This is a genomic window from Bordetella genomosp. 4 (genome assembly GCF_002261185.1).
Classification (GTDB): domain Bacteria; phylum Pseudomonadota; class Gammaproteobacteria; order Burkholderiales; family Burkholderiaceae_B; genus Bordetella_A.
The window spans coordinates 214639-238047 of sequence record NZ_NEVQ01000003.1 but is presented as its reverse complement, the minus strand read 5'-3'; the positions used below and the strand labels follow the sequence as shown (position 1 = coordinate 238047).

General features: G+C 59.4%; 17 protein-coding genes and 1 riboswitch. Of the genes, 7 read left to right on the top strand and 10 right to left on the bottom strand.

The genetic code is table 11. The features are described 5' to 3' along the window. The 4 genes from CAL20_RS03575 to CAL20_RS03560 are packed head-to-tail and all read right to left on the bottom strand — an operon-like array spanning position 1 to position 3948. A complete protein-coding gene (locus tag CAL20_RS03575; RefSeq protein ID WP_094837196.1) occupies positions 1-984 on the bottom strand; it encodes a Bug family tripartite tricarboxylate transporter substrate binding protein in 984 nt (327 codons plus the stop codon). Between the two features lie 27 nt (positions 985-1011). Further along, a complete protein-coding gene (locus CAL20_RS03570; RefSeq protein ID WP_094837195.1) occupies positions 1012-2208 on the bottom strand; it encodes a CaiB/BaiF CoA transferase family protein in 1197 nt (398 codons plus the stop codon). Position 2209: 1 nt separating this feature from the next. After that, on the bottom strand, positions 2210-2947 hold the full coding sequence (locus tag CAL20_RS03565) for an enoyl-CoA hydratase/isomerase family protein (RefSeq protein WP_254923888.1): 738 nt from the start codon (positions 2945-2947) through the stop codon (positions 2210-2212). A gap of 44 nt (positions 2948-2991) precedes the next feature. Further along, positions 2992-3948: an NAD(P)H-dependent flavin oxidoreductase gene (locus CAL20_RS03560; RefSeq protein WP_094837194.1), complete on the bottom strand. Its 957-nt coding sequence runs from the start codon at positions 3946-3948 to the stop codon at positions 2992-2994. A gap of 219 nt (positions 3949-4167) precedes the next feature. Between CAL20_RS03560 and CAL20_RS03555 the strand changes: the two genes are divergently transcribed. After that, positions 4168-5271, top strand: coding sequence for a mandelate racemase/muconate lactonizing enzyme family protein (locus tag CAL20_RS03555; protein WP_094837193.1), 1104 nt, complete (start codon positions 4168-4170; stop codon positions 5269-5271). Positions 5272-5294: 23 nt separating this feature from the next. Further along, positions 5295-6299 (top strand): tripartite tricarboxylate transporter substrate binding protein, encoded by a 1005-nt coding sequence (locus CAL20_RS03550; RefSeq protein ID WP_094837192.1) that lies wholly within the window; start codon positions 5295-5297, stop codon positions 6297-6299. A gap of 862 nt (positions 6300-7161) precedes the next feature. Here CAL20_RS03550 and CAL20_RS03545 read toward each other — a convergent pair. The 4 genes from CAL20_RS03545 to CAL20_RS03530 form a co-directional block, all read right to left on the bottom strand. Beyond that, positions 7162-7902 carry an amino acid ABC transporter ATP-binding protein gene (locus CAL20_RS03545; RefSeq protein WP_094819705.1) on the bottom strand — a complete coding sequence of 247 codons (741 nt, stop codon included), beginning with the start codon at positions 7900-7902 and terminating at the stop codon, positions 7162-7164. Positions 7903-7962: 60 nt separating this feature from the next. Continuing rightward, the gene (locus CAL20_RS03540) at positions 7963-9063 is read right to left on the bottom strand and encodes an amino acid ABC transporter permease (RefSeq protein ID WP_094819704.1); all 1101 of its coding nucleotides are present in this window, start codon (positions 9061-9063) and stop codon (positions 7963-7965) included. A gap of 1 nt (position 9064) precedes the next feature. Then, positions 9065-10255: an amino acid ABC transporter permease gene (locus CAL20_RS03535; protein ID WP_094837191.1), complete on the bottom strand. Its 1191-nt coding sequence runs from the start codon at positions 10253-10255 to the stop codon at positions 9065-9067. 128 nt (positions 10256-10383) lie between these two features. Beyond that, on the bottom strand, positions 10384-11400 hold the full coding sequence (locus CAL20_RS03530; protein WP_094819702.1) for an amino acid ABC transporter substrate-binding protein: 1017 nt from the start codon (positions 11398-11400) through the stop codon (positions 10384-10386). 215 nt (positions 11401-11615) lie between these two features. Here CAL20_RS03530 and CAL20_RS03525 point away from each other — a divergent pair, with 215 nt between their 5' ends. The 3 genes from CAL20_RS03525 to mutY all read left to right on the top strand — a co-directional run bounded on the left by CAL20_RS03525 (position 11616) and on the right by mutY (position 14520). Next, positions 11616-12284 (top strand): cell division ATP-binding protein FtsE, encoded by a 669-nt coding sequence (locus tag CAL20_RS03525; RefSeq protein ID WP_094819701.1) that lies wholly within the window; start codon positions 11616-11618, stop codon positions 12282-12284. Further along, on the top strand, positions 12281-13189 hold the full coding sequence (locus CAL20_RS03520; RefSeq protein WP_094837190.1) for a cell division protein FtsX: 909 nt from the start codon (positions 12281-12283) through the stop codon (positions 13187-13189). The genes CAL20_RS03525 and CAL20_RS03520 overlap by 4 nt, the downstream gene beginning before the upstream one ends. A gap of 272 nt (positions 13190-13461) precedes the next feature. Then, on the top strand, positions 13462-14520 hold the full coding sequence (gene mutY, locus CAL20_RS03515; RefSeq protein ID WP_094837189.1) for an A/G-specific adenine glycosylase: 1059 nt from the start codon (positions 13462-13464) through the stop codon (positions 14518-14520). Between the two features lie 150 nt (positions 14521-14670). On the opposite strand, the gene CAL20_RS03510 is transcribed toward mutY, so the two are convergent. Beyond that, positions 14671-15492, bottom strand: a complete 822-nt coding sequence (locus CAL20_RS03510) for a helix-turn-helix transcriptional regulator (RefSeq protein WP_094819698.1) — start codon at positions 15490-15492, stop codon at positions 14671-14673. A gap of 99 nt (positions 15493-15591) precedes the next feature. Between CAL20_RS03510 and CAL20_RS03505 the strand changes: the two genes are divergently transcribed. Further along, a complete protein-coding gene (locus CAL20_RS03505) occupies positions 15592-16362 on the top strand; it encodes a class I SAM-dependent methyltransferase (protein WP_094819697.1) in 771 nt (256 codons plus the stop codon). Between the two features lie 774 nt (positions 16363-17136). Here the strand turns inward: CAL20_RS03505 and metH are convergent. After that, positions 17137-20910 carry a methionine synthase gene (metH, locus tag CAL20_RS03500; RefSeq protein WP_094819895.1) on the bottom strand — a complete coding sequence of 1258 codons (3774 nt, stop codon included), beginning with the start codon at positions 20908-20910 and terminating at the stop codon, positions 17137-17139. Between the two features lie 107 nt (positions 20911-21017). After that, positions 21018-21156, top strand: a riboswitch (cobalamin riboswitch). Between the two features lie 74 nt (positions 21157-21230). Between metH and CAL20_RS03495 the strand changes: the two genes are divergently transcribed. Continuing rightward, complete coding sequence (locus CAL20_RS03495) at positions 21231-23264, top strand: TonB-dependent receptor (RefSeq protein WP_094837188.1); 2034 nt, start codon at positions 21231-21233, stop codon at positions 23262-23264. Positions 23265-23409: the final 145 nt, after the last annotated feature.

Genomic DNA, 23409 nt, shown 5'->3' with positions numbered 1-23409 from the left:
TCAGTTCTGCAATTTCATGCCTGTGGCACGCACGAGCTCGGCCAGCCGTTGCCCATCCGCGCGGATGTATTCGGTTGCCTGCGCCTTTAGCTGAGGCATGGTTTCGGCATTCTGGACGGCCAGCGTCTTTTGAAACTCGGGCTTGGCCTGTACCGTCTGCAGGGCGGCTGCGAGCTTGTCCACCACCGCTGCCGGCGTCTTGGCAGGCACTGCCAGCGAATACCAGCTGCCCATTTCCAGATCAGGCAGCCCGGCCTGCGCAAAAATCGGCACATCGGGCAAATCCGCCAGGCGCTTGCTACCGCCATACGCCAATGCACGCAAACGGCCGGATTTGATCAATGGCAATACGGCAGAGACATTCAGGAACCCGGCTTGCACGACGCCAGCCACCATATCATTGGCGGCCGGCGCAGCACCCTTGTAGGGCACGTGCATCAGATCGACGCCAGCGGCCTTCTTGAACATTTCACCGCCTATGTGCGGTGAACTGCCCATCCCCGCCGAACCATAACTGATCTTCCCTGGTTCGGCCTTGGCCAGGGCAATGAATTCCTGCACGGTTTTAGCAGACACCGACGGATGCACCGTCAGCACATTCGGCACATTGGCCACCATGCCGATGAACTCGAAATCCGCGACACCGTCATAAGGCACATGAGTGGCCAGCGGCGTCACCGTGTGGGCGGCGGCTGTCCCCAACAGCAAGGTGTAGCCATCGGGTGCGGCCTTGGCGACATAGGCGGCGCCAATCGAAGCCCCGCCGCCGGCTTTGTTTTCAACGATGATGGATTGACCGAGGACATCGCCCAATTCCTTCGCCAGTGCGCGGCCCAGCAAATCTGCCGGACCGCCTACCGCATACGGATTGACCAGGGTAATAGGCCGGGATGGGTAATTATCTTGCGCCACGGCGGCCGACGTCACCATACCCGCGGACAACAGCAATAATGCATTTCTCAACAAGCGAATAGTTTTTCTCATGATTGTCTCCTTCATCTCCGGAAAAGCTCAGATCGCCCCCTCGGCGTGCAAGCGTTGAATCTCCGCATCGCTGAGCGACAGCTTTTCGTGCAGGATATCGTGCGTGTGTTCGCCCAGCATGGGCGGGCGCGTGACGCTGGGATCATCGAACCCGTCAAAGCGGAACGGGATTTTCAGGCCATGAAAACGGCCGATTTGCGGATGCGGATACTCCACCACCATGCCGCGCGCAGCGACATGTTCGTTGCTGAGCACTTCGTCGACCTGCAAAATAGGGCCAGCCGGCACACCTACTGCGTCGCAACGGCGGCATAACTCATCCCGATCCAGCCGACTGATCGCCGCTTGCAAGCCTGCCATCACCTCTTCGCGGCGCGCCAGGCGGCCGGCATTTTTTGCGAGCTCGGCATCGCTGGCCCAGTCTTCCAGTCCCAGCAAATTGCACAAGGGCGCCCAATGTTGATCGCTGCCGGTGATCTGCACCCATTTTCCATCGCCGCAAACAAATGCCGCAGACGGGATGCGCCCTGGATGTTCCGTGCCGAGACGCTCAGGGACCTCTCCGAGGGCGAACCAGCGTGCGGCAGCGAGCGACAACAAGCCCACTTGGCCATCGAACATCGAAAAATCTACATGACTGCCTTTGCCCGTCTTGTCGCGTCCTGTCAGCCCGGCCAGCACAGCAATCGTCACCCAGAGTCCGGAGCTCAAATCCGCCACAGGCAAGCCGGGCTTGACCGGACCGCCACCGCGCTCGCCTGTCAGGCTCATGATGCCTGCCATTGCTTGAAATACCGTGTCGTAGCCTTTGCGATTGGCATAGGGCCCCGTCATGCCAAAGCCTGTGCAACTGACATAGACCAGTCGTTCGTTGACTGCACGCAGCGCCGCATAGTCCAGGCCATACTTGCCCAAGGTTCCAACGGGGAAGTTCTCCAGCACTACGTCCGCTTGCGCCGCGAGCTGACGCACGATGTCCTGCCCCTGAGGCGATCGCAGATTGACGGTGATAGAACGCTTGCTGCGATTAAAAGCGAGATAGTAGGCCGACACCGCTGCCGCATCGCCCTGCACCATGGGCTCGAACGACCGAGTTTCGTCTCCAGTCTTTGGCTGCTCGACCTTGATGACCTCAGCACCCAATTCCGCGAGTATCATCGACGCGAATGGACATGCCAGTACGCGCGATAGATCCAGAATGGTGATTCCTTCGAGCGGCCTCATTTCACGCTCCTTTGGCCTTGCGAAAGCCCCGCATCATCACATTGGCGTCGCGCCCGACCTCTAACGCGGGAGCCAGAGCCAGATCGGCAACCCGATGAAAGCTCCGCTTGGTCGTTGCCATGGCGACCGGACTCCAGCCGGCGACCGTGCTGGCCAACGCCAAAGCCACATCGAGCACCTGTGCATCAGGCACAACACGATTGCATAGTCCCATCGCTTTGGCAGCATGGCCATCCAGCGGCTCGGCTAAAGCCACCAGTTCGAAAGCCTGTTTACGCCCAACCTGCCGGACCAGATTCGCCATCACTACGGCAGCCACGATGCCGTGCTTCAGTTCTGGATAACCGAATCGCACAGTCTCGGACATAACCGAAAGATCGCAGGCAATGGCGAGGCCTGCGCCGCCACCCAATGCATTGCCGCGCACCGCCGAAATGACGGGTTTGTTCATCTGCGAGAAAACGAGATGCAATGCCGTAGTCAAATCCGCTCGCGCGGTCACGGCCTGAGGGTCTTCTGGTGTCAGTGCCGAAAACTCGGTCGTGTCGGCGCCGGCGCAGAACGATTTCCCTGCACCAGTCAGCACCACCGCGTTGACGGCGGGGTTGCTATCTGCCGCGCGCAGGCTGTCCAGCAGCGTCTGCGTCAATGCCGTATTCAAGGCGTTATGTTTTTCCGGACGATTCATCGTCAAAATGCGAACCGCACCGCGGTCTTCGATGAGCAGGTGTTCCATCATGGTTTGGTATCTCTCGTTATCAACAAGAAAGGCCTGACATGCGGTCAGCCTCTCAGATCCATCTCGTGCAGCCGGGCACTGGCCTGCCTGAGCTCGTCAACCAATTGCTTGACCACCTCGGCGGCCGGCCGAATACTGGAAATGAGGCCGGCCGACTGTCCGAGCTCGACCTTTCCCCATTCGATATCGCCATCCAGGGCCGCCTGCTTGAGCGTGCCTTTTTTGAATAGCGCGTCGTAGTGCTCTTGAGGCATCTGTTCGCGTTCGGCGTCAAATATCGCTTGCGCAAAGGCGTTGCGTATTCCTCTGACGGGCAGGCCTCTGCGTCCGATCAGCGCCGTGTCATGCACGTCGGCTGCCAGTACGGCCGCCTTGTAGCGTTCGTGTACGCCAGCCTCTTGCGTGAGTAGAAACCGCGTCCCCAACTGCACGGCATCCGCCCCTAATGCAAGCAACGCTGCGATGCCCCAACCGTCGGCAACGCCTCCACCCGCGATCACGGGAACGGAGACTTCTTGCAGGACCCGACGCACAGTGACGAGCGTACTGACCTCATTGGCCGGAGGATGCCCGCCGGCCTCGCCGCCTACGACGACCAAGGCATCGACGCCGGCATCGGCCGCCTTTTTGGCATGTTCAAGCGTCGAGACCACTTGAATCCACACCGCGCCGTATTCCCGGAATCGCGGCAAATGCGCTTTCGGACCGCCCTGAGAAGCAATGACTACGGGCACCTGACGCGCAGCCATGGCGTCCAGCAACTCGGCGGCCTGCGGTCGATACAGCGGGATATTGACGGCATAGGGTTTATCGGTTGCCCCTGCCAGAGCATCCAAAGTGCGGCTGAAATCGTCTACGCGCATTGGCCCCGCGGCCAACACCCCCAGTGCGCCGGCATTGGACACTGCGGCAGGCAGTTCGACATTCGACGACGCCCAACTCATCCCCGCCTGCACGATGGGGTACTTGATGCCTAACAAATTCGTAATGCGGGTAGCCATGAAAATTTCGCCAAACCAAACTAGTTGACAATTTAAACTACTTTCAAATCCACAACAAGAACAAATCAAAAAAAACATCATGATTTTTTTCACCATCCATGACCAATGAAAAAATCACTATTGGTTGACATATGAAACTAATTAGTGGATAAATTCAACTTTACAAAAGAACAACAAAACGAAATTTATCGCCACCCTAATGGCCCCAGGAGCGCCACCATGAATGCCCCCGACCACGCCCCCGGCGAATCGATGATCATTGAATCAGCCACTTGCACGCCATACCTGCAACGCCAGGAAGATCCCACCTGGAGATTCTCCCGAGGCGGCATCCCGCAGATCCAGGGTTGGATCGTCACGCTCACTGCCCGCTCAGGCGAACAAGGCTGGGGACATGTCCTTACCACGCCGATAGCGAATCCGGACGTGGCCCGCACGGAGAACGCGCTCAAAGCGGCATTGCCGCTCGTCGTAGGACATCGCCCGCTGGACCAACAACAGATGCACGCGGTGCTGGCAGAACCCTGCCATGGCCTGCCTTGCATTCAGTCAGGCATCACTTCCGCCGCATTGGAACTGGCCGCACGTTGTCTGAGGGTGCCGTTGCATGCGCTATTGGGAGGTACGGTCCGTCACCGCATTCCCGCTACCAGACTGATTCCTATCAAGTCGCCCGAGCTCATGGCCACCGAAGCCCTGCGATTGCAAAGCCAGGGGTTTCGCGGCCTGAAGCTCAAGCTCAATGGCGAAGCTGACACCGACATTTCTCGCGTACGTGCCGTACGTGCAGCCGTAGGGACCGATCTGCTCCTCACTGTTGATGCCAATCAGGCTTACGACGCCGACACCGCAATCGAGGTCTGCCGTGCCTTGTCCGAACAACAGGTCACGCTCATGGAACAGCCTGTGCCCGCCGCAGACCGCGATGGCCTGCGGCGTATCACGCAAAGTGGCGTGATGCGTATCGAAGCCGATGAAGCCATCGGCTCGCTGCGTGGTTTGGTCGAACTCATCGCCATGGGGGCTGCGCACTCGTACAACTTGAAGGTGCCTTATATGGGCGGCCTGCGCAACACGCTGACTGCCGCACGGCTGTGCGAAGCGGCAGGCGTTCAATGCCGGCTCGGCGCCATTTTTGGGCCTCGTCTGGCATCGGCTCAGGCGGCCCATCTGGCCGCTGGTCTGCAGTCCATAGAGGGCGGCGCCGAGATCGCCGAATCCGAACATTTGCTGGACGACCCATTTTCGGGGTTTGGCGCCCAGGATGGCCACGTTCCGGTCTCGGACGGCTACGGCAGCGGCGTCAGCCTGCGCGCCCGATAGCAGCTCAGAACAGGAGAAGGGAGATGATCACAACAAAAATAGACAGCAGAAAGCGACGCAGCCTGCTGCGAGGACTGGCCGCGCTGTCCATGGCGCCGGCCATCGCTGGCAAGTCGAGTCGGGCAAGCGAGCCCTATCCTTCGCGGGCGCTGCGCATCGTTGTTCCTTATCCGCCCGGTGCAATCAATGATGTGCTGGCGCGCGCCATTGGCGAAAGGTTGACCGCGTCGATGGGCAAAGCGGTCATCGTAGAGAACAAGCCCGGCGGCAATACCCTGATCGGCACGCAGTTTGTCGCCAAATCCGACCCGGATGGCTACACGCTGCTGCAAGTCCCCGCCGCGCATGCCATCAATGCGGCGCTCCAACGCCGTTTGCCCTATGACCCAATCAAGGATTTCAGCTTTATCACCCTGGCTGCCCGGGCGCCCTTTTTGCTGGTCGTCAGCAAAGCTTCACCGATCAATTCCGTACAAGATCTAGTAGCTGCCGCAAAGAAAGCCCCCGACGCCATCAGCTTTGCCTCATCCGGCACCGGTGGTAATGCGCACTTGATGGGAGAATTGCTCAATAACGTAGCGGACATCCAGATGCTGCACGTGCCATACAAAGGCACGGCCGCTGCGATCAATGACATCATTGGCGGTCAAGTCCAATGCACATTCAGCACCTACTCGGGCGCAGCGGCGGCCATCCAGGCGGATCGGTTGAAAGTCTTGGCGGTGACCAGTGCAAAACGGGCACCGGTCTTTCCCGATATCCCTACCATTGCCGAATCTGGGTACCCGAGTTACGACGTCGTGGGATGGTGGGGATTCGCAGTAGCGGCCGGCACGGCAACAGCCATCGTCGACCGGCTGCACAATGAAATCATACAAGCCTGCAATACGCCGGCCTTGAAAGAAAGACTGGCTGCCGACGCCGTTGAAATCGTGGGCAGTACGCCGGAGGAATTCGTGGCTTATCTGAACAAGGACATCGCATTGTGGCGTGACCTGGGTCAGAGGGCGCGTATCACGTGGGAATGACGGAAGGCGTTGGCGGTGATCGAAGTGTTGTGAGGTTGGCGTGGTTGTTGGACGTCGAGCCGAGGCAATCGGGCCGTGCGGGCTTCACAAAGCCGGTCCGGCGCGCGGGCGCCGGACATCGTGTTCGCTCGCTTCGTCCGGCCCCTACGGGCCTCCCTTCAGCCTCCGCTCCACTCGGCTTTGAGGCGCCCGCACGGCCCGATTGCCTCGGCTCGACTCGCAGTAATTCAAGCTCATCACATCGCTGGCACGATTTTCTTGCTTGGCGTTTTTTTGTAGCCCTGTTGGCAAAGAGAAAGATCTTGCGGTGCTGCTATTCGCGCGTGCCCTGCACACGCGCGAATAGCGATCGGTCCGGGCATGCGGCGGGGTGGCGTGTTGCCAAGTTGGAAGATCTGCTTGGCTAGCGTTGATGCATGCGACGATGATGCGCAGCTCATCTCTAGGTATAACGAAATCGTAGCTCGAGAGAGCTTCTGTTCATCTCCGATGCCAAAGCCTTCGCATGCCAATCCCGAACGCTATTCATGGCCGCGCCCGTAGGCGGCCATGAATAGCCGCCCTGCAAGATCTTCATCCTTGCAAACGCCAGTTCCTACGAAGCCTACGTAGACCAGTCGTGCCAGCGACGAGGGAATCAGAGATGCTGCGAGTCGAGGCGGGGCAGTGACCGTGTTGGCGCGCCTCGGAGTCGAGCGAGGGAAACCGAAGGAGCGTAGCGACGAGGTTGACGAAGCGGAGTCGGACGCGCAGGCGGCCGACCGACTCCGTGAAGCGCCAACACGGTCACTGCCCCGCCTCGACGTCCAACAGAACTCATGCACCCCCACGCCGCCGACGCCCCCCCCCCGGCAAGCACTCCTCAATGCAAAATCTGACTCAAGAAATGCTTCGTACGCTCGTTCTGCGGATTATCAAAGAACTGATCCGGACTATTCTGCTCGATGATCTCACCACGGTCCATGAAGATGACCCGATCAGCCACCTTACGCGCGAACGTCATTTCGTGCGTCACGCACAGCATGGTCATGCCGCTTTCCTGAGCCAGCGTCACCATCACGTCCAGCACTTCTTTCACCATTTCCGGATCCAACGCGGAGGTCGGCTCATCGAACAGCATGATCTTGGGGCTCATGCACAAAGACCGCGCAATCGCCACACGCTGTTGCTGGCCGCCCGAAAGCTGACCGGGATACTTGTTGGCCTGCTCTGGAATACGAACACGCTCCAGATATTTCATGGCCGTCGCCTCGGCCTCGGCACGTGATTTCTTCAGCACCCACGTCGGCCCCAACGTCAGGTTTTCCAGCACGGTCAGATGCGGAAACAGATTGAAGTGCTGAAACACCATGCCGACATCGCGGCGGATGGTTTCGATCTGCTTCAGGTCATTGGTCAACTCAGTGCCATCGACAATGATCTGACCTTGCTGGTGTTCCTCCAGACGATTGATGCAGCGAATCATCGTCGACTTACCCGAGCCCGATGGACCGCAGATTACAATACGTTCGCCTGGCGTCACATCCAGATTGATATTGCGCAGCACGTGGAACTGACCGTACCACTTGTTCACGTTCTGCAAGCGGATGATGGCATCACTCATGCCTGTACTCCCAAAAGGTTCGCCTGCCCGAGCCGCTCTGAGCGGTCCCGGGCCAGGCAACTATCGTTTCTGTCCGGCCGCCAAGCGCGTTTCCAGACGTTGGCTGTATTTCGACATCGAAAAGCAGAACACGAAATAAATCAGTGAAATGAAGACGTAGGCCTCAATACCGAAGCCGCGCCATGCCGCATCCGACAGCGCTGCCTTGGCAGCCAGCGTCAGATCGAAAATCCCGATGATCACCACCAGCGACGTGTCTTTGAACAGCGCGATAAAGATGCTGACCAAAGGCGGAATCACGATGCGCAGCGCCTGCGGCAAGATGATCTTGCGCATTTGCTGCCAGTAGTTCAGCCCCAGTGAATCGGCGCCCTCGTACTGCCCCTTTGGAATAGCCTGCAAGCCGCCCCGCACAGTCTCGGCGATGTAGGCCGCCGCGAACATGATGATGGCGATCTGCGCACGCAGCAGTTTGTCGATGGAAAAGCCTACCGGCAAGAACAGCGGCAACATGACCGAGGACATGAACAACAGGCTGATCAGCGGCACGCCGCGAATCAACTCGATGTACACGACGCAGAGGGCTTTGATAGCCGGCATTTTTGATCGGCGGCCCAGGGCCAGCAACACGCCCAGCGGGAAAGCAAAAGCAATACCGAACGTCGACAGGATCAATGTCAGCGGCAGGCCGCCCCACAACGAGTTTTCGACGTAGGTCAGACCAAACACACCGCCCCACATCAGCACCGCCACAGCCGTCAGGCCCACAACCCAGATCAGCGCCAGGCGTGCGTTCCAGAAGCGGCGCAAGCCGCTGCACACGATGACCGCAATCAAGATGATGGTAGCGATCAGCGGCCGCCACTGTTCATCGTAGGGATAAGTGCCAAACAAGATCAGACGATGCTTTTCAGCAATGAATGCCCAGCATGCGCCTGCGGCCTTGCGGCATTCCTGCGCAGTCGACGAGGTGAAATCCGCCTGCAAGAATGCCCAATCGATCAACGCGGGCACCGCCATGATCAGCACCCAGGCCGTCAACACCGTGGCCAGGATGCTCAAGGGAGACGAGAACAGGCGTTCTTTCCAGGTGGGCCACAGGCCCACCTGGTTTTTGGGCGGCGGCAGGCCTTCGCTGGGGATAGGCGTAGTCGTACTCATATCAACGCTCCACCAGCGCAATGCGCTTGTTGTACCAGTTCATGAAAATCGAGATCGACAGACTGACGGTCAGATAGGCCGCCATGATGATCAAGATGCCCTCGATCGCCTGGCCCGTCTGATTCATCATGGTGTTGACCACCGACACGATATCGGGGTAGCCGATCGCCACCGCCAGCGAGCTGTTCTTGGTCAAGTTCAGGTACTGACTGGTCATGGGCGGAATGATCACGCGCAAGGCCTGAGGCAATACCACCAGACGCAGTACGCGGGAACGTCGCAACCCTAACGAGCCGGCAGCCTCCCATTGGCCATGGTTGACAGCCTGGATACCCGAGCGAACGACTTCCGCAATAAAGGCAGCGGTGTAGATCACCAGACCCGCGAGCAATGCAGCAAACTCAGGCGACAGCGTCAAGCCGCCGCTGAAGTTAAAACCTTTCAACTCGGGCATATTCAACGACAGCGACGCGCCGCTGACGAGCCAGCCTAGTATCGGCAAACCAATGAACAGCGCTAACGCTGCACGCCCCAGCGGGAAAATCTGACCGGTGGCCTCTTGGCGTTTCTTGCCCCAGTGCGCCACCAGAATCGTGCCGACAATCGCCAGCGCCAAGCCGCCGAGTATCCAATCCATGGAGTTGCCTTCCAGACCAGGCACCTTCAAGCCACGATTGGAAATAAACACACCAGGCAGCGGGTTGTACGCCTGGCGCGGACCGGGCATGTTTTCGGTAATCAGCGCGTACCAGAAGAACAGCTGCAACAGCAGTGGTACGTTGCGCATGACCTCGACATAGACCGAGCAGACTTTGGCGATCAACCAGTTCTTGGACAAGCGTCCCACGCCGATGAGCGTGCCCAGAATCGTCGCAAAGATAATGCCCAGCACCGCAGCGCGCAGCGTATTGAGCAAGCCGACCCAGATGGCGCGGCCGTACGTGTCCGCAGGGCTATAGGCGACCGGAGTCTCGCCGATCGCGAATCCAGCCTCTCGATCGAGAAAGCCGAAACCCGTCGAAATATTGCGTACCTGCAGATTATTCAGAGTATTAGAAACCAGGAACCACACGGCCCAGGCAACGAGGGCCAGCGCGACAACCTGATAGACCACGGCGCGCACGCCGGGATCGTTCCAGCTGAGGCGGCGTTTGGGCGCGGCCACTGGAGCTTGAGGGTTGTTTGTCGTCATGAAAAGCTTCTACAGAAGTCAAAACAGGAATGGCCTGGGACCCGCCGCAGGCCACCTCACTCCTGCCGTCCGCATGATGCGGACATCAAAGCAAGACGGGTTGATCCCGTCTTGCCCGGCAGCGATGCTTAGCGCACCGGCCAACCGTACATAATGCCGCCCTTCTTGTACGAGGCATTCAGGCCGCGTTCAAGTTTCATGGGGCTGCTCATCCCGAGCGTGCGCTCAAAGCTTTCGCCGTAGTTACCGACCTGCTTGATGATGTTGTAGGCCCACTTGTCATCCACACCCAGGTTCTTGCCCATGCCCGGGGTCACGCCCAGGATGCGTTGAATATTGGGATTGGGATTCTTGGTCATTTCGTCGACGTTCTTGGACGTAATGCCATATTCTTCGGCTTCGATCATGGCGTTCAGCGTCCAACGAACAACGTTGAACCACTGCTCATCGCCCTGACGCACCATGGGGCCGAGCGGCTCTTTCGAGAAGTCTTCCGGCAGGATGATGTAATTGTCAGGTTTTTCGAGCGTGGTGCGGCTCGAAGCCAATTGCGACTTGTCGGTCGTGAAGGCGTCGCAGCGACCGGCCGAGAAAGCGCGGATGATTTCGTCGTACTTGTCGATCACGACTGGCTTGAACTCGATCTTTTCGCCGCGGAACCAGTCGGCCAGGTTGAGTTCGGTAGTGGTGCCAGGCTGAACGCAGACGGTAGCGCCGTTCAGTTCTTTCGCGCTCTTGACGCCCAGCTCTTTGGACACCATCACGCCTTGGCTGTCGTAGTAGTTCACGCCGGCGCCAATCAGGCCCAGGGTGGTGTCGCGCGTCAGCGTTTGCGTCGTATTACGAGTCAATACATCGACCTCGCCGGACTGCAGCGCGGTAAAACGCTGCTGCGTATTCAGCGGAGTGACTTTGAATTTGGTCGCGTCGTTGAACATCGTGGCTGCGATGGCGCGGCACATATCGATGTCAATCCCTTGCCATTGCCCTTTGCTGTCGGCCATGGAAAAACCCGAAATCCCCGTGGACACGCCGCACTGGACGAAACCTTTCTTTTTGACGCTATCAAAAGTGGCACCCGCATGAGCGGTCGCCGCAGTAGCCAATAACGCAGCAGCCACTGCGGCTAATTTTAGTGCTTTCATTTGGATCTCCTGTAAGAAACGCTTGCTGTGCAACGTAATCCGGCAATTCAAGCATCGCCGGGGATGGTAGCGGTTGGAGATATTCGGGGACATGGGGGAAATCCCTCGACAAGTTGAGCAAAAAAAGGGGACACAAGAAATATGCAACAAGCGTGACACGTCCCACTAACCGGAATACACACGGTACTATTGCTGCTTCATCCTTTCTTGCCGCCATGATCGAATTCCAGCACGTCTTCAAATCGTATGGGCGCGGCCGCAACATCCTGGCCGACATCAATTTCCGCGTAACCGCCGGCGAGTTCCTGTTTGTCTCAGGGGCGTCGGGCGCGGGCAAATCCACCTTGCTGAAACTAATCGGCGGGCTGGAGCCTGCCAGCCGGGGTTCGATCCAGGTCAACGGCCAGCGTCTGGACCAGCTCTCGGCACGTGCGCGGCCCTATCTGCGGCGTGCGGTGGGCGTGATCCTGCAAGACACTCACTTGCTGTTTGATCGCAGCGCCCTGCAGAACGTCATGCTTCCCCTGGCGGTCACCGGTCAAGCCCACGGGCCCGCCAGCGCGCGAGCGCGCGCCGCCCTGGACAAGGTCGGCCTGGCAGGTAAAGAAGATATGAATCCGATCGAACTCTCTGGCGGTGAACAACAACGCCTGGCCATTGCGCGCGCGATCGTGAACCGGCCTGCGATCTTGATTGCCGACGAACCGACGGCAAACCTGGACCAGGACACGGCGCGGCGCATTTTGAATGTGTTTCGCGACTTCAATCGCGTTGGTGTCACGACATTGATTGCTTCGCACGATCAGGCCCTGATGGCGCAGTACGCGACGCGCACCCTGCGGCTGGAACCCGGCAAGTTCTTTGATTCGGGAGCCCACGAATGAAATCCTGGTTGCGATTGCATCGCTATGCGCTGATAGTGACGTTGCGCCGGCTGGCGGCGCACCCCTTTTCCTCGTTGGCGAATCTCGTGGTCATGGCTCTGGCCTTGGCCTTGCCGCTATTGGGAGCGGCGATTCTGGTCTCTGCCCAGCCAGTCGCCCGCCAAGTATCGGTAACGCCTGAGATCACGTTGTTCCTGAAGACGTCCGCCCCCGACGGCGCTGCCGCCGCGATTGCGCAACGCATCCGCGACGAGAATGCCGGGCAGGTACAAGCAGTACGTGTCGTGCCGCGCGACGAGGCACTGGCCTCATTGCGCAACGATCCTACTTGGGATCAGGCCCTGGCCGTGTTACCTGGCAATCCGCTGCCTGATGCGGTAGTGGCCACGCTGACCGAGGGAGAACAACTCGCGGAGCGCGCCAACGCGCTCGCCGAGACGTGGCAGAAATGGGAGCACGTCGATATGGTGCAGCTGGACAGCGCGTGGGTGCAGCGACTGGAAGCCATTCTGCGTTTTGCACGTGTGGGGCTGATATTCCTGGCGGCATGCGTCGCGGCAGTGGTGCTGGCAGCGGTCTTCAATACGGTACGCATGCAGGCCATGCTGCAACGAGAAGAGATCGCGGTTGCACGCCTGGTGGGCGCCACGGAATCCTTTGTCCGCCGGCCCTTTCTATATCTGGGCGCCCTGTCGGGTGCGTTGGCGGCCTTGATCGCCATAGGCGCGGCGGCTGCCGCCCTGACTCCGCTGAATAACGCATTGGTGGGGCTCGCCCGTAGTTACGGGGCAAACTTTGCCCTGCATTTGCCGGGATTGCCAATACTGGCGATTGCGGTGGTGGGCACGGGTATCCTGGGAGCACTGGCGGCACGCTGGTCAGTCACTCGCAGCACCCGTTTTTAATCGGGGACGCATTAAAGCCAAGCCGGCCATGAGACCGATTTTTTCGGGCTCATGGCCAAGAAATTCGGACGTATTTTTATTTTTCTGTTACGTTCAGAAAATAAAAGTTTCAGACGAACTGTCGCGGCAAATGGCCTCTGATCATGGCTACATAACTTATATATATAGTCAGGCCATTTTTTAAAATCATCTAATTATGTACCCATGCCTCGCCGTACTCGTTGAAGTCGAGCGAACCGCTGGGCAGGCGCGGGGTGCGATAATCCCGCGCTATGGATTTCGCCCTTCGCATCGTCGCCTGGCAAGCTAGCCACGGCCGCCACGGACTCCCCTGGCAACATACGCAAGACCCGTATCGGATCTGGCTGTCAGAAATCATGCTGCAGCAAACGCAGGTGACGACGGTCATTCCGTACTACCAGCGGTTTCTGGAACGGTTCCCCGACGTTGCAACGCTGGCGGCTGCGGACCAGGAAGCGGTCATGCCTTATTGGGCAGGCCTGGGTTATTACGCACGCGCGCGCAACCTGCACCGTTGCGCGCAAACCATCATGAGCGACTGGGACGGACGTTTTCCGCCCACCGCCGAGCAGATCGCCACGTTGCCGGGCATAGGCCGGTCCACGGCGGCCGCGATTGCGGCCTTTGCCTACGGGGAGAGGTCTCCGATCCTGGACGGTAACGTCAAGCGCGTATTCACGCGGCATTTCGGTGTCGAGGGCGAGCCCACGCGGCGTGAAGTCGAACAGCGCTTGTGGGAACTGGCAGATGCACAGGTTGCCGAGGCGCCCGGCCTGAACATGGCCACCTATACCCAGGGCTTGATGGACCTGGGCGCCACATTATGCACGCGCGGCAAGCCCGACTGTACGCGCTGCCCGGTAGCCGACACCTGTATCGCGCGCCGCGATGGGCGCCAGAGCGAACTCCCCACTCCCAAGGCCCGCAAAGCCATCCCCGAACGCCAGACCGGCATGCTTATACTGCAACGCGATGGTGCAATTTTGCTGGAACAACGGCCGTCGCCGGGTATCTGGGGTGGTTTGTGGAGCTTGCCGGAATTCGAAGCAGGCGGCGATCCGGCTCAGGCCGCACGACAATTGGGCCTGGAGCCCACGCAGCGATACGAACTGGCCGCGTTTGCGCATACGTTCACGCATTACCGGTTGCATATCAAACCGTGGTATCTGCCCGTGAGCCAAGCTGCGGCCATAGCCGAGCCGACGACACCGCAGCGCTGGGCTAGCCTCGCGGAGCTGCCATCGCTGGCGCTGCCGGCACCGATACGAAAATTATTGGAAGGGCTGCTGGAGGCAGGCTTGCCTGAATAAGCCACTGCCCCTGACAGTACGGTACTCGGCGGCAACATGGAGCTCCGCCTGATCGACCGAGTTGAAAGCCTTCGTTTGCTATTCACACGGCGGCACGGCCGATCGCTTAGGCGAGCGGTCATTGAACAATCCAGGAAAATTCCAGATTGCTCAAGTGCCCTGCAACAGCATCACCAATTTCAGATCCGGATGCGTCGCCAAGCGAAACGTCGTTTGCTGATAAGCCAGCCGGCCATGACGCGGATGTTGAAATTCGCGTAGACCGCCTTCGCGCTCGACCACGGCGTGACGTGTCCACCAATGCGCAAACACATCGCTGTCTCGATTCAGCTCATCGAGCAGCGTCAACACATCTGGTTCATCCAGATGCGCCCCGGCATCGGCTCGGAACTCGGCCACGACGCGGCGCGCGCGCTGATCCCAGTCCACCACCAGTTGGCGCGCGGCCGGATCGAGAAAGATATAACGCAACAGATTCGGCTGAGGATCGCGTACCGGCCAGTCGTCAAACAGCTCGCTCATCGATGCGTTGTGCACCAACACATTCCATGCGCGATCTAGTACATAAGCCGGCGCAGTGATCGCATCCACACATTCGCGCAACAACCCGGGCGCCTCGCTACCCTCGTCGCGCGGGTGCTGTGGGTCCGCGCACTCGGCCAACTCGAACAGGTATGCACGCTCGGCGCGCGCCAACTGCAGCACACCTGCAATCCGCGCCCACACGGCAGGCGACACAGAGACCTCGCGTCCTTGCTCGATCCAGGTGTACCAGGTCACGCTGATCCCGCATAACTGCGCGACCTCTTCGCGCCGCAGTCCGGGTGTGCGACGTCGCATACCTTCCGGCAATCCCGCCATCTGCGGCGTAATCCGCGCCCGCGCGGCACGCACGAATTCACCCAAAGCGTGACGGCGGCGGGTCGAACTGTCATGTGATGCCGGCAAACCGGCTTGGGGGGAAGCACTCATACCAGGATAAGCAATGGTCTTGTACGCGTATCAACAGACACTTATCTTAACTCCTGGCACGTCATGCCATCTGTCCCAACGCCGTTTTTGGAGTCATTAATGACCCTCTCTGCCTCTCACGACGCCGCTGTCGAGCGTCAGTTCAGTCCACAAGCCGCCGCATATTTGACCAGCGCAGTTCACGCGCAGGGCGAAGACCTGCAACAACTGGCCAGCCTCGCTCGGGAGCAACCAAAGGCTCGTGTCTTGGATCTCGGTTGCGGCGGAGGCCATGTGAGTTTTCTCGTTGCCCCCTTGGTTCAACACGTCACTGCTTACGATCTGTCCCAAGCCATGCTCGATGTCGTCGCCGCCGAAGCTGGCCGCCGCGGATTGCACAACCTGGACACCTGTCAGGGCAAGGCGGAACGTCTGCCATTCGACGATGAGCAGTTCGATCTGGTGCTGTGCCGCTATTCGACCCACCATTGGCAGGACCCCGGACAAGCCATACGCGAAGCAAGACGCGTATTGAAGCCCGGGGGTATCGCAGCCTTTGCAGATGTGGTTTCGCCCGGCGAAGCATTACTCGATACGTGGCTGCAAACGTTCGAATTACTGCGTGATACTTCGCATGTGCGTAATTACTCGATCGCGGAATGGTCTGCGTTGCTGACGCAAGCGGGCTTTACGTTGCAAAGCACGACATTGCGGCGTTTGCCGCTGGAGTTCTCGTCCTGGGTGGCACGGATGCGGACGCCCGAGACGTTCGTGGCCGCATTGAGAGCCCTGCATGCGATTGCGCCGGATGTGGTGCGGGGGCATTTTGAGATTCAGGGGGATGGGTCGTTTAGTAGTGATACGGGGACGTTGGTGGTGCGTAGGGGGTGATGGGGCTGTGTGAGGGATGGAGTTCTGTTGGTCGTCGAGCCGAGGCAATCGGCCCGACTGGCAGCAATTAGAATTCTCTACACCGCTGGCACGACTTTCTTGCTTGGCGTTTTTTTGCAGCCGCATTGGTAGAGAGAAAGATCTTGCGGTGCTGCTTTCGGCAGGCGCCCAGCGCGCCTACCTCAAGCGATCGGTCCGGGCATGCGACGGGGTGGCGTCATGCCTGATCGGAAGATCTGCTTGGCTGCGTTTGGTGCTTGCGACGATGATGCGTAGGGCACTTTTTCCGGCGACGTATCCGTAGCATGTCCGTGCTCTGGATTAGAGTTCATTCGCGGACGTGATTTGGGCTAACCATGATGGCATTACAACGAGTGCCATGCGTGGCATTACGTCAATGTGACTCGAGAGATCTTTTGCCATCCAACGGTGCCACAGCCTGTGCATGCAGATTCCGAACGCGATTCACGGGTGTGCAGGGCACCCGTGAATCGCAGCCCTGCAAGATCTTTCTCTTTACCCAGACTGATGCAGAAAAATGCCAAGCAAGAAAACCGTGCCAGCGATGTGATGAGCTTGAGTTACTGCGAGTCGATGCGGGGCAGTGGCTGCGTGGGGGCGCCTCGTGGTCGAGTGGAGCGGACACCGTAGGGAGCGCGAAGGCGCGGACGAGGTGAGCGAACACGGTGTCCGGCGCGCAGGGCGCCGGACCGGCCACGTGAAGCCCCCACGCAGCCACTGCCCCGCATCGACGTCCAATAGCACTAACCCCCATCACCCCAAACTACTAACCAACGTCCGCCGAACATCCCCCTCAGTCCGCCCACTACGCGCGATGTAATCAGCAAGCTGATCCTCACCAATCGTTCCCACGTTGAAATACTGCGACTGCGGATGACTGAAGTAGAACCCAGACACGCTGGACGCCGGATACATCGCATAGCTATCGGTCAACATCATCCCGATATCCGCACCATCCAACACACGGAACATATCGGTCTTGACCACATGCTCAGGACAAGCCGGATACCCCGGCGCCGGACGGATGCCAACGTATTTCTCGGCAATCATGTCATCGTTGGACAAACCTTCGTCAGGTGCATAGCCCCACAGATCCTGCCGCACGCGCGCATGCAGGCACTCGGCAAAGCCTTCTGCCAAACGATCCGCCATGGCCTTGAGCATGATGCTGGAATAGTCATCCAACGCCGCCTGGAATTCGGCCTCTTTCTTTTCGATGCCCAATCCCGCTGTCACCGCGAACATGCCGATGTAATCGGCCACGCCAGAAGACTTCGGCGCGATGAAATCCGCCAGGCATTTGTTGCTGACGCCCTCGCGCTTGGCACCTTGCTGACGCAGGTTGCGATAAGTGAACAGCACTTCGCTGCGCGACTCATCGGTATAGATCTCGATGTCTTCGTCGTTGACGGTATTGGCCGGATAAAACGCCACCGCGCCATTGGCGGTCAGCCAACGGCCATCGATGATGCGCTTGAGCATGGCCTGCCCATCGGCATATACCTTTTTCGCCTGCTCGCCGACGACCTTGTCCTCGAGAATGGCCGGGAATTGCCCGAACAGACTCCAGGTCTGAAAGAACGGCGTCCAATCCAGATACTTGGCGATCTCGCTCAGATCGTAGCTTTTGAACGAACGACGACCGATGAATTTCGGACGCGGCGGCGTGTAGTTGGCCCAATCGATCTGCGGACGTGCGGCACGTGCCTCGGCCAATGAGATCAGCGGCGTGGCCTTGCGATTCGCATGGCGGCGGCGGACTTCTTCGTATTCCTGGGCGATCTCGTCGATATACGTTTGGGCCTGTTCGGATACCAGATTGGCTGCCACCCCCACAGCACGGCTGGCATCGGGGGTGTAGATCACGGGGCCATCGTAATTGGGCGCAATTTTTACGGCCGTGTGGACGCGGCTGGTCGTCGCGCCACCGATCATCAGCGGAATCTTGCGATCGCGGAAATACGGATCGCGCTGCATTTCCGAAGCCACATAGGCCATTTCCTCGAGGCTGGGCGTGATCAGGCCCGACAGGCCCACAATATCGGCCTGCTCTTCTTTGGCTTTCTCCAGAATCTGCGCGCACGGCACCATCACGCCCATGTTCACGACTTCGAAGTTATTACATTGCAGCACGACAGAAACGATGTTCTTGCCAATGTCATGCACGTCGCCTTTGACGGTGGCAATCACCATTTTGCCCTTGGCGCGCACGTCGCCGCCTGCCGCCGCAATCTGACGCTTTTCTTCTTCGATAAAGGGAATCAGATGCGCCACGGCCTGCTTCATCACGCGTGCGGATTTCACCACCTGGGGCAGGAACATTTTTCCGGCGCCAAATAGATCGCCGACGATATTCATCCCATCCATCAATGGCCCTTCGATCACCTCGATCGGACGGCCTCCACGCGCGGCGATCTGCTGACGGACTTCCTCCGTGTCTTCGACGATGAATGTCGTGATGCCATGCACCAACGCGTGCGACAAGCGGTCTTGCACAGGAGCGTCGCGCCAGGCGAGATCCTCTTCTTTCTTTGCGCCCGAGCCTTTGACGGTATCGGCGAACTGCACCAGCCGCTCGGTGGGCGTGCGCTCGTCGGCGGGATCGGTTTTGCCCACGGGGGGATCACGGTCCAGGATGACGTCTTCGACCAGGTCTCGCAGCACACCATCCAGATCGGCGTACACGCCCAACTGACCCGCGTTGACGATACCCATCGTCAGGCCTTCGCGAATGGCGTAGTACAAGAACACCGTGTGAATGGCTTCGCGCATGGGCTCATTGCCGCGGAACGAAAAGCTTACGTTCGAGATACCGCCGGAGATGCGCGCGTGCGGCAGATTTTGCCGGATCCAACGCGTACCCTCGATGAAATCCATCGCATAGTGATTGTGTTCGTCGATACCGGTGGCCACCGCAAACACGTTGGGGTCAAAGATGATGTCCTCGGGCGGGAATTGTTCTTCTTCGACCAGTATTTTGTAGGCGCGCCCGCAAATCTCTTTGCGCCGCTCGAGCGTATCGGCCTGGCCTTGTTCGTCAAAGGCCATCACCACCACGGCTGCGCCATAGCGGCGGCACAGACGGGCATGCTCGCGAAAGATCTCGATGCCCTCTTTCATGGAGATCGAGTTCACCACGGGCTTGCCTTGCACGCATTTGAGCCCTGCCTCGATGACCTCCCACTTGGAGCTGTCGATCATGATCGGCACGCGGGCAATGTCGGGCTCGGAAGCGATCAGGTTCAGAAAACGGTGCATGCACGCCACCGAATCCAACATGGCTTCGTCCATATTGATATCGATGATCTGTGCGCCGTTCTCGACCTGTTGCCGCGCGACAGCCAAAGCCTCGTCGTATTTTTCTTCGCGAATCAGGCGCGCGAACATTTTGCTGCCTGTCACGTTGGTGCGCTCGCCCACGTTGACGAACAAGGACTCCTCGTCGATGTTCAACGGCTCCAGCCCTGACAGGCGAGTCTTTACGGGAATTTCTGGCACAACGCGCGGCGTCAGCGCGGTGACTTTCTCTGCAATCGCACGAATATGGTCAGGGGTCGTGCCACAGCAGCCGCCCGACATGTTGACCAATCCGGCGCGCGCGAATTCCTCTAGTAACGCGGAGGTATCGGCGGGCGTTTCGTCAAAGCCCGTTTCTGCCATGGGATTGGGCAGACCTGCGTTGGGATACACACAGACGTAGGTATCGCAGATCTTGGACAGCTCGGCAACATAGGGGCGCATCAACGCCGCACCCAACGCACAGTTCAATCCGATCGTGACCGGCCTAGCATGACGCACGGAATTCCAGAACGCCTCGACAGTCTGGCCCGAGAGAATGCGGCCTGACGCATCGGTGACGGTGCCCGAGATCATGACGGGCAGGCGTACGCCGCGCTCTTCAAACACGGATTCGACGGCAAAAATCGCAGCCTTGGCATTGAGCGTGTCGAAAATGGTTTCGATCAACACAATGTCAATGCCACCGTCGAGCAGGCCATTCAATTGCTCGATATAGGCGATGCGCAGCTCATCAAAGGTGATGTTGCGCGCGCCAGGATCGTTCACATCGGGGGAAATCGACGCGGTCTTGGGTTGCGGCCCCAACGCGCCCGCCACAAAACGCGGACGCTCAGGGGTGCTGTACGCATCACAGGCCGCACGCGCGAGTTTTGCAGACTCGAGATTCAGCTCGTACGCCAACTCGGGCAAGTCATAGTCGCCCTGCGCAATAGACGTCGCGCCAAAAGTATTGGTTTCGATGACATCGGCGCCTGCCTCGAGATACTGGCGGTGGATCTCGTCGATGACATCCGGCCGCACCAGCGACAGCAGTTCGTTATCGCCCTTGAGATCTTTGTGGTGATCCGCGAAACGCTGACCGCGGAAATCAGCTTCGCCGAGCTTGTAGCGCTGGATCATGGTGCCCATCGCACCATCCAGGATCAGAATGCGCTCGCCGAGCAGGCGGGCAAAATCACCACCCCGGGTATAGGATGAAGGCGGATAAGGCAGGCGGGGATACGACACGGAAATATCTCGGAAATGTGGCGAAAAGGCAAAAAATGCCCGAAAACCGACACTTGATGGTAACAAAATGGCTAATGCTCTGTCTGCCAATGCTACAGTGCGGCCCCGAACTGGTGCTTCTGGTGCGCGATGCGCGCCGAAGGTAAACGGGAAACAGGAAGGCGCGCCGCGCCCAGCCTGTGCTGCCCCCGCAACGGTCCCCATGCGTGCATCGCGCCGCATGGCAGCCCGACACCGGCCAGTTCACCCACCGGGACGCCCCGTGCGGCCCATTACCGTGAACGACGTGCGGGGTCGCGCGTCAAACCGAGGCTTGTCTGATGAAATCCCGCCCCTTCCGGCATGCAGCCGGAATCTTGATTTGCGCGGTGCCCGCGCTGGCCGCCGCCCAACAATCCCAACAACAAACTCAAACATCGACTGCGGCAGCCGCCCCAGAGCTCAGCACCGTCACCGTCACGGCCTCGCGCGTGCCTACCGAGGCCCGCGAGCAACCCGTACAGGTGTCTGTGCTGACCCAGGAACAAATCCGCACCAGCAGCGCCATGACGGTTCAGGAGCTGTTGTCCACCCAAGCCGGCGTACACGCGATCAACAGCACGGGGGCAGCGGCACAGGCGCAGATAGACCTGCGCGGGTTTGGTATTGCAGGGTTCAGCAACACGCTGATCCTGATCGATGGCGTACCGCAGAACAACAATGACCTGTCGGCGCCCTCGCTGGGCACGGTGCCGCTGGACCGCATCGAACGCATCGAGATCGTACGCGGCAGCGGTTCCGTTCAATATGGCGGCGGCACGACCGGCGGCGTCATCAACATCCTGACCAAGCGCGGCAATCCCGACGGCCAACCCGTCTCGGCCAGCGTGACCGGCACGGTAGGCAATTACGGCCTGCATCAACTGGATGCCGCCGTCAGCCTGCAAAACGAACACGTGACTGTCGACGTCTACGGGCAAACGCTGCGTACCGACAACTACCGCGACAATAATCGCGAAAGCCGCGACGGTGGCGGCATCGGCCTGGCGTTTCATCACGACGATGGCCAGATCCGCCTCTATGCCCGCACCACCACGCAGAAACTCGGCCTGCCTGGCCCGCGCCGCGTGGATCCTGCCACAGGCCTGAACGAGTACGAGGACGACCCGCGCGGCACCTCCACGCCCGACGATTATGTCAACACCCAAACAGACGCGTTCGGCCTGCAAATCGAACAGCGCCTGGGCACGGGCACCCTGTATGCCGACTTGAATCAACGCGACAAGTCGTTGACAGGTTTCACGGGATCCAGCTACGGCGACACGACCCGCGAACAGGATCTGGACGAAACCACCGGCAGCATTCGCTATCAGTTGCCGATTGCCGGCAAGCACGCACTGATCGTGGGCGCCGACATGCTCGACAGCAGCCTGGACGCTTCCAATCTCTACTCGTACTCGCCTACGCCGGATCAATGGCGCGCCAAACAGCGTCAGCACGGCTTCTTTGCCGAGGCCCAAATCCAGGCTACCGATACGACCCGCATCACGCTGGGCGGCCGCCGCCAATATGCCAACGATCAGTTGGAAACCCTGTCGGGCTACAGTGGCAACTCCGACGAGACACGCCATCTGGGCGCGTGGCAACTGGCCCTGCGCCAGGAACTCGGCGCGGGTTTCAGCGCCTACGGCAAAGTCGGCCGCAGCTTCCGTTTCGCCAATTCCGACGAACTGCTATACGTCGCGACCCCGCTCAAACCGCAGACCTCGGTGGACAAGGAATTGGGCATTTTGTGGAAGTCGGATACCTCCAGCGCCCGCCTGACCTGGTATCGCTACGATCTGACCAACGAGATCCAGTACAACCCGATCACGTTCTCCAACGTCAACCTGGATCCGACGCGCCGCCAAGGGGTCGAACTGGAAGGCCATCACGATCTGACCAAGACCTTGAGCCTGGATGCAAACGTCACGTGGATGCAAGCTGAATTCCGCTCCGGCAACGCCGCTGGCGTGGACCTGGCCGGCAACACCGTGCCCTTGGTGCCAAAATGGATGGCCAACCTGGGCGCCACATGGCGCCCCATGGACAAGCTTTTCATCAGCCTGTCCGGCCAATACGTAGGCAAAGCACGCATGGATAACGACCAGGCCAACGAGTTCGACAAACAACTGGATGACTATTTCCTGGTCAACGGCAAGGTCGGCTATGCCTTTACCAAAAACATCTCAGGCACGTTGGCGGTAAACAATCTGTTTGACAAGGAATACGCGACCTATGGCATTCGCTCGGGCAGCACCGGCGCTACGGGTGCGTATAACCTCTATCCGGCTGCCGGCCGCAACGTCCAGGCGTCCTTGACGATCCGCTACTGATGCAATCCGCCCTGCCCGCCTCCAGTGGTGCCAGGCTTTTCAGCCTGGATGGACGGGCATTGGCGGCAGCACTGCTCGGCCTGACCGCAATGTCTGCGTGGGCGGATACGGCAACCGTGACACGGGGTGCTGCCCACGTTGCCTC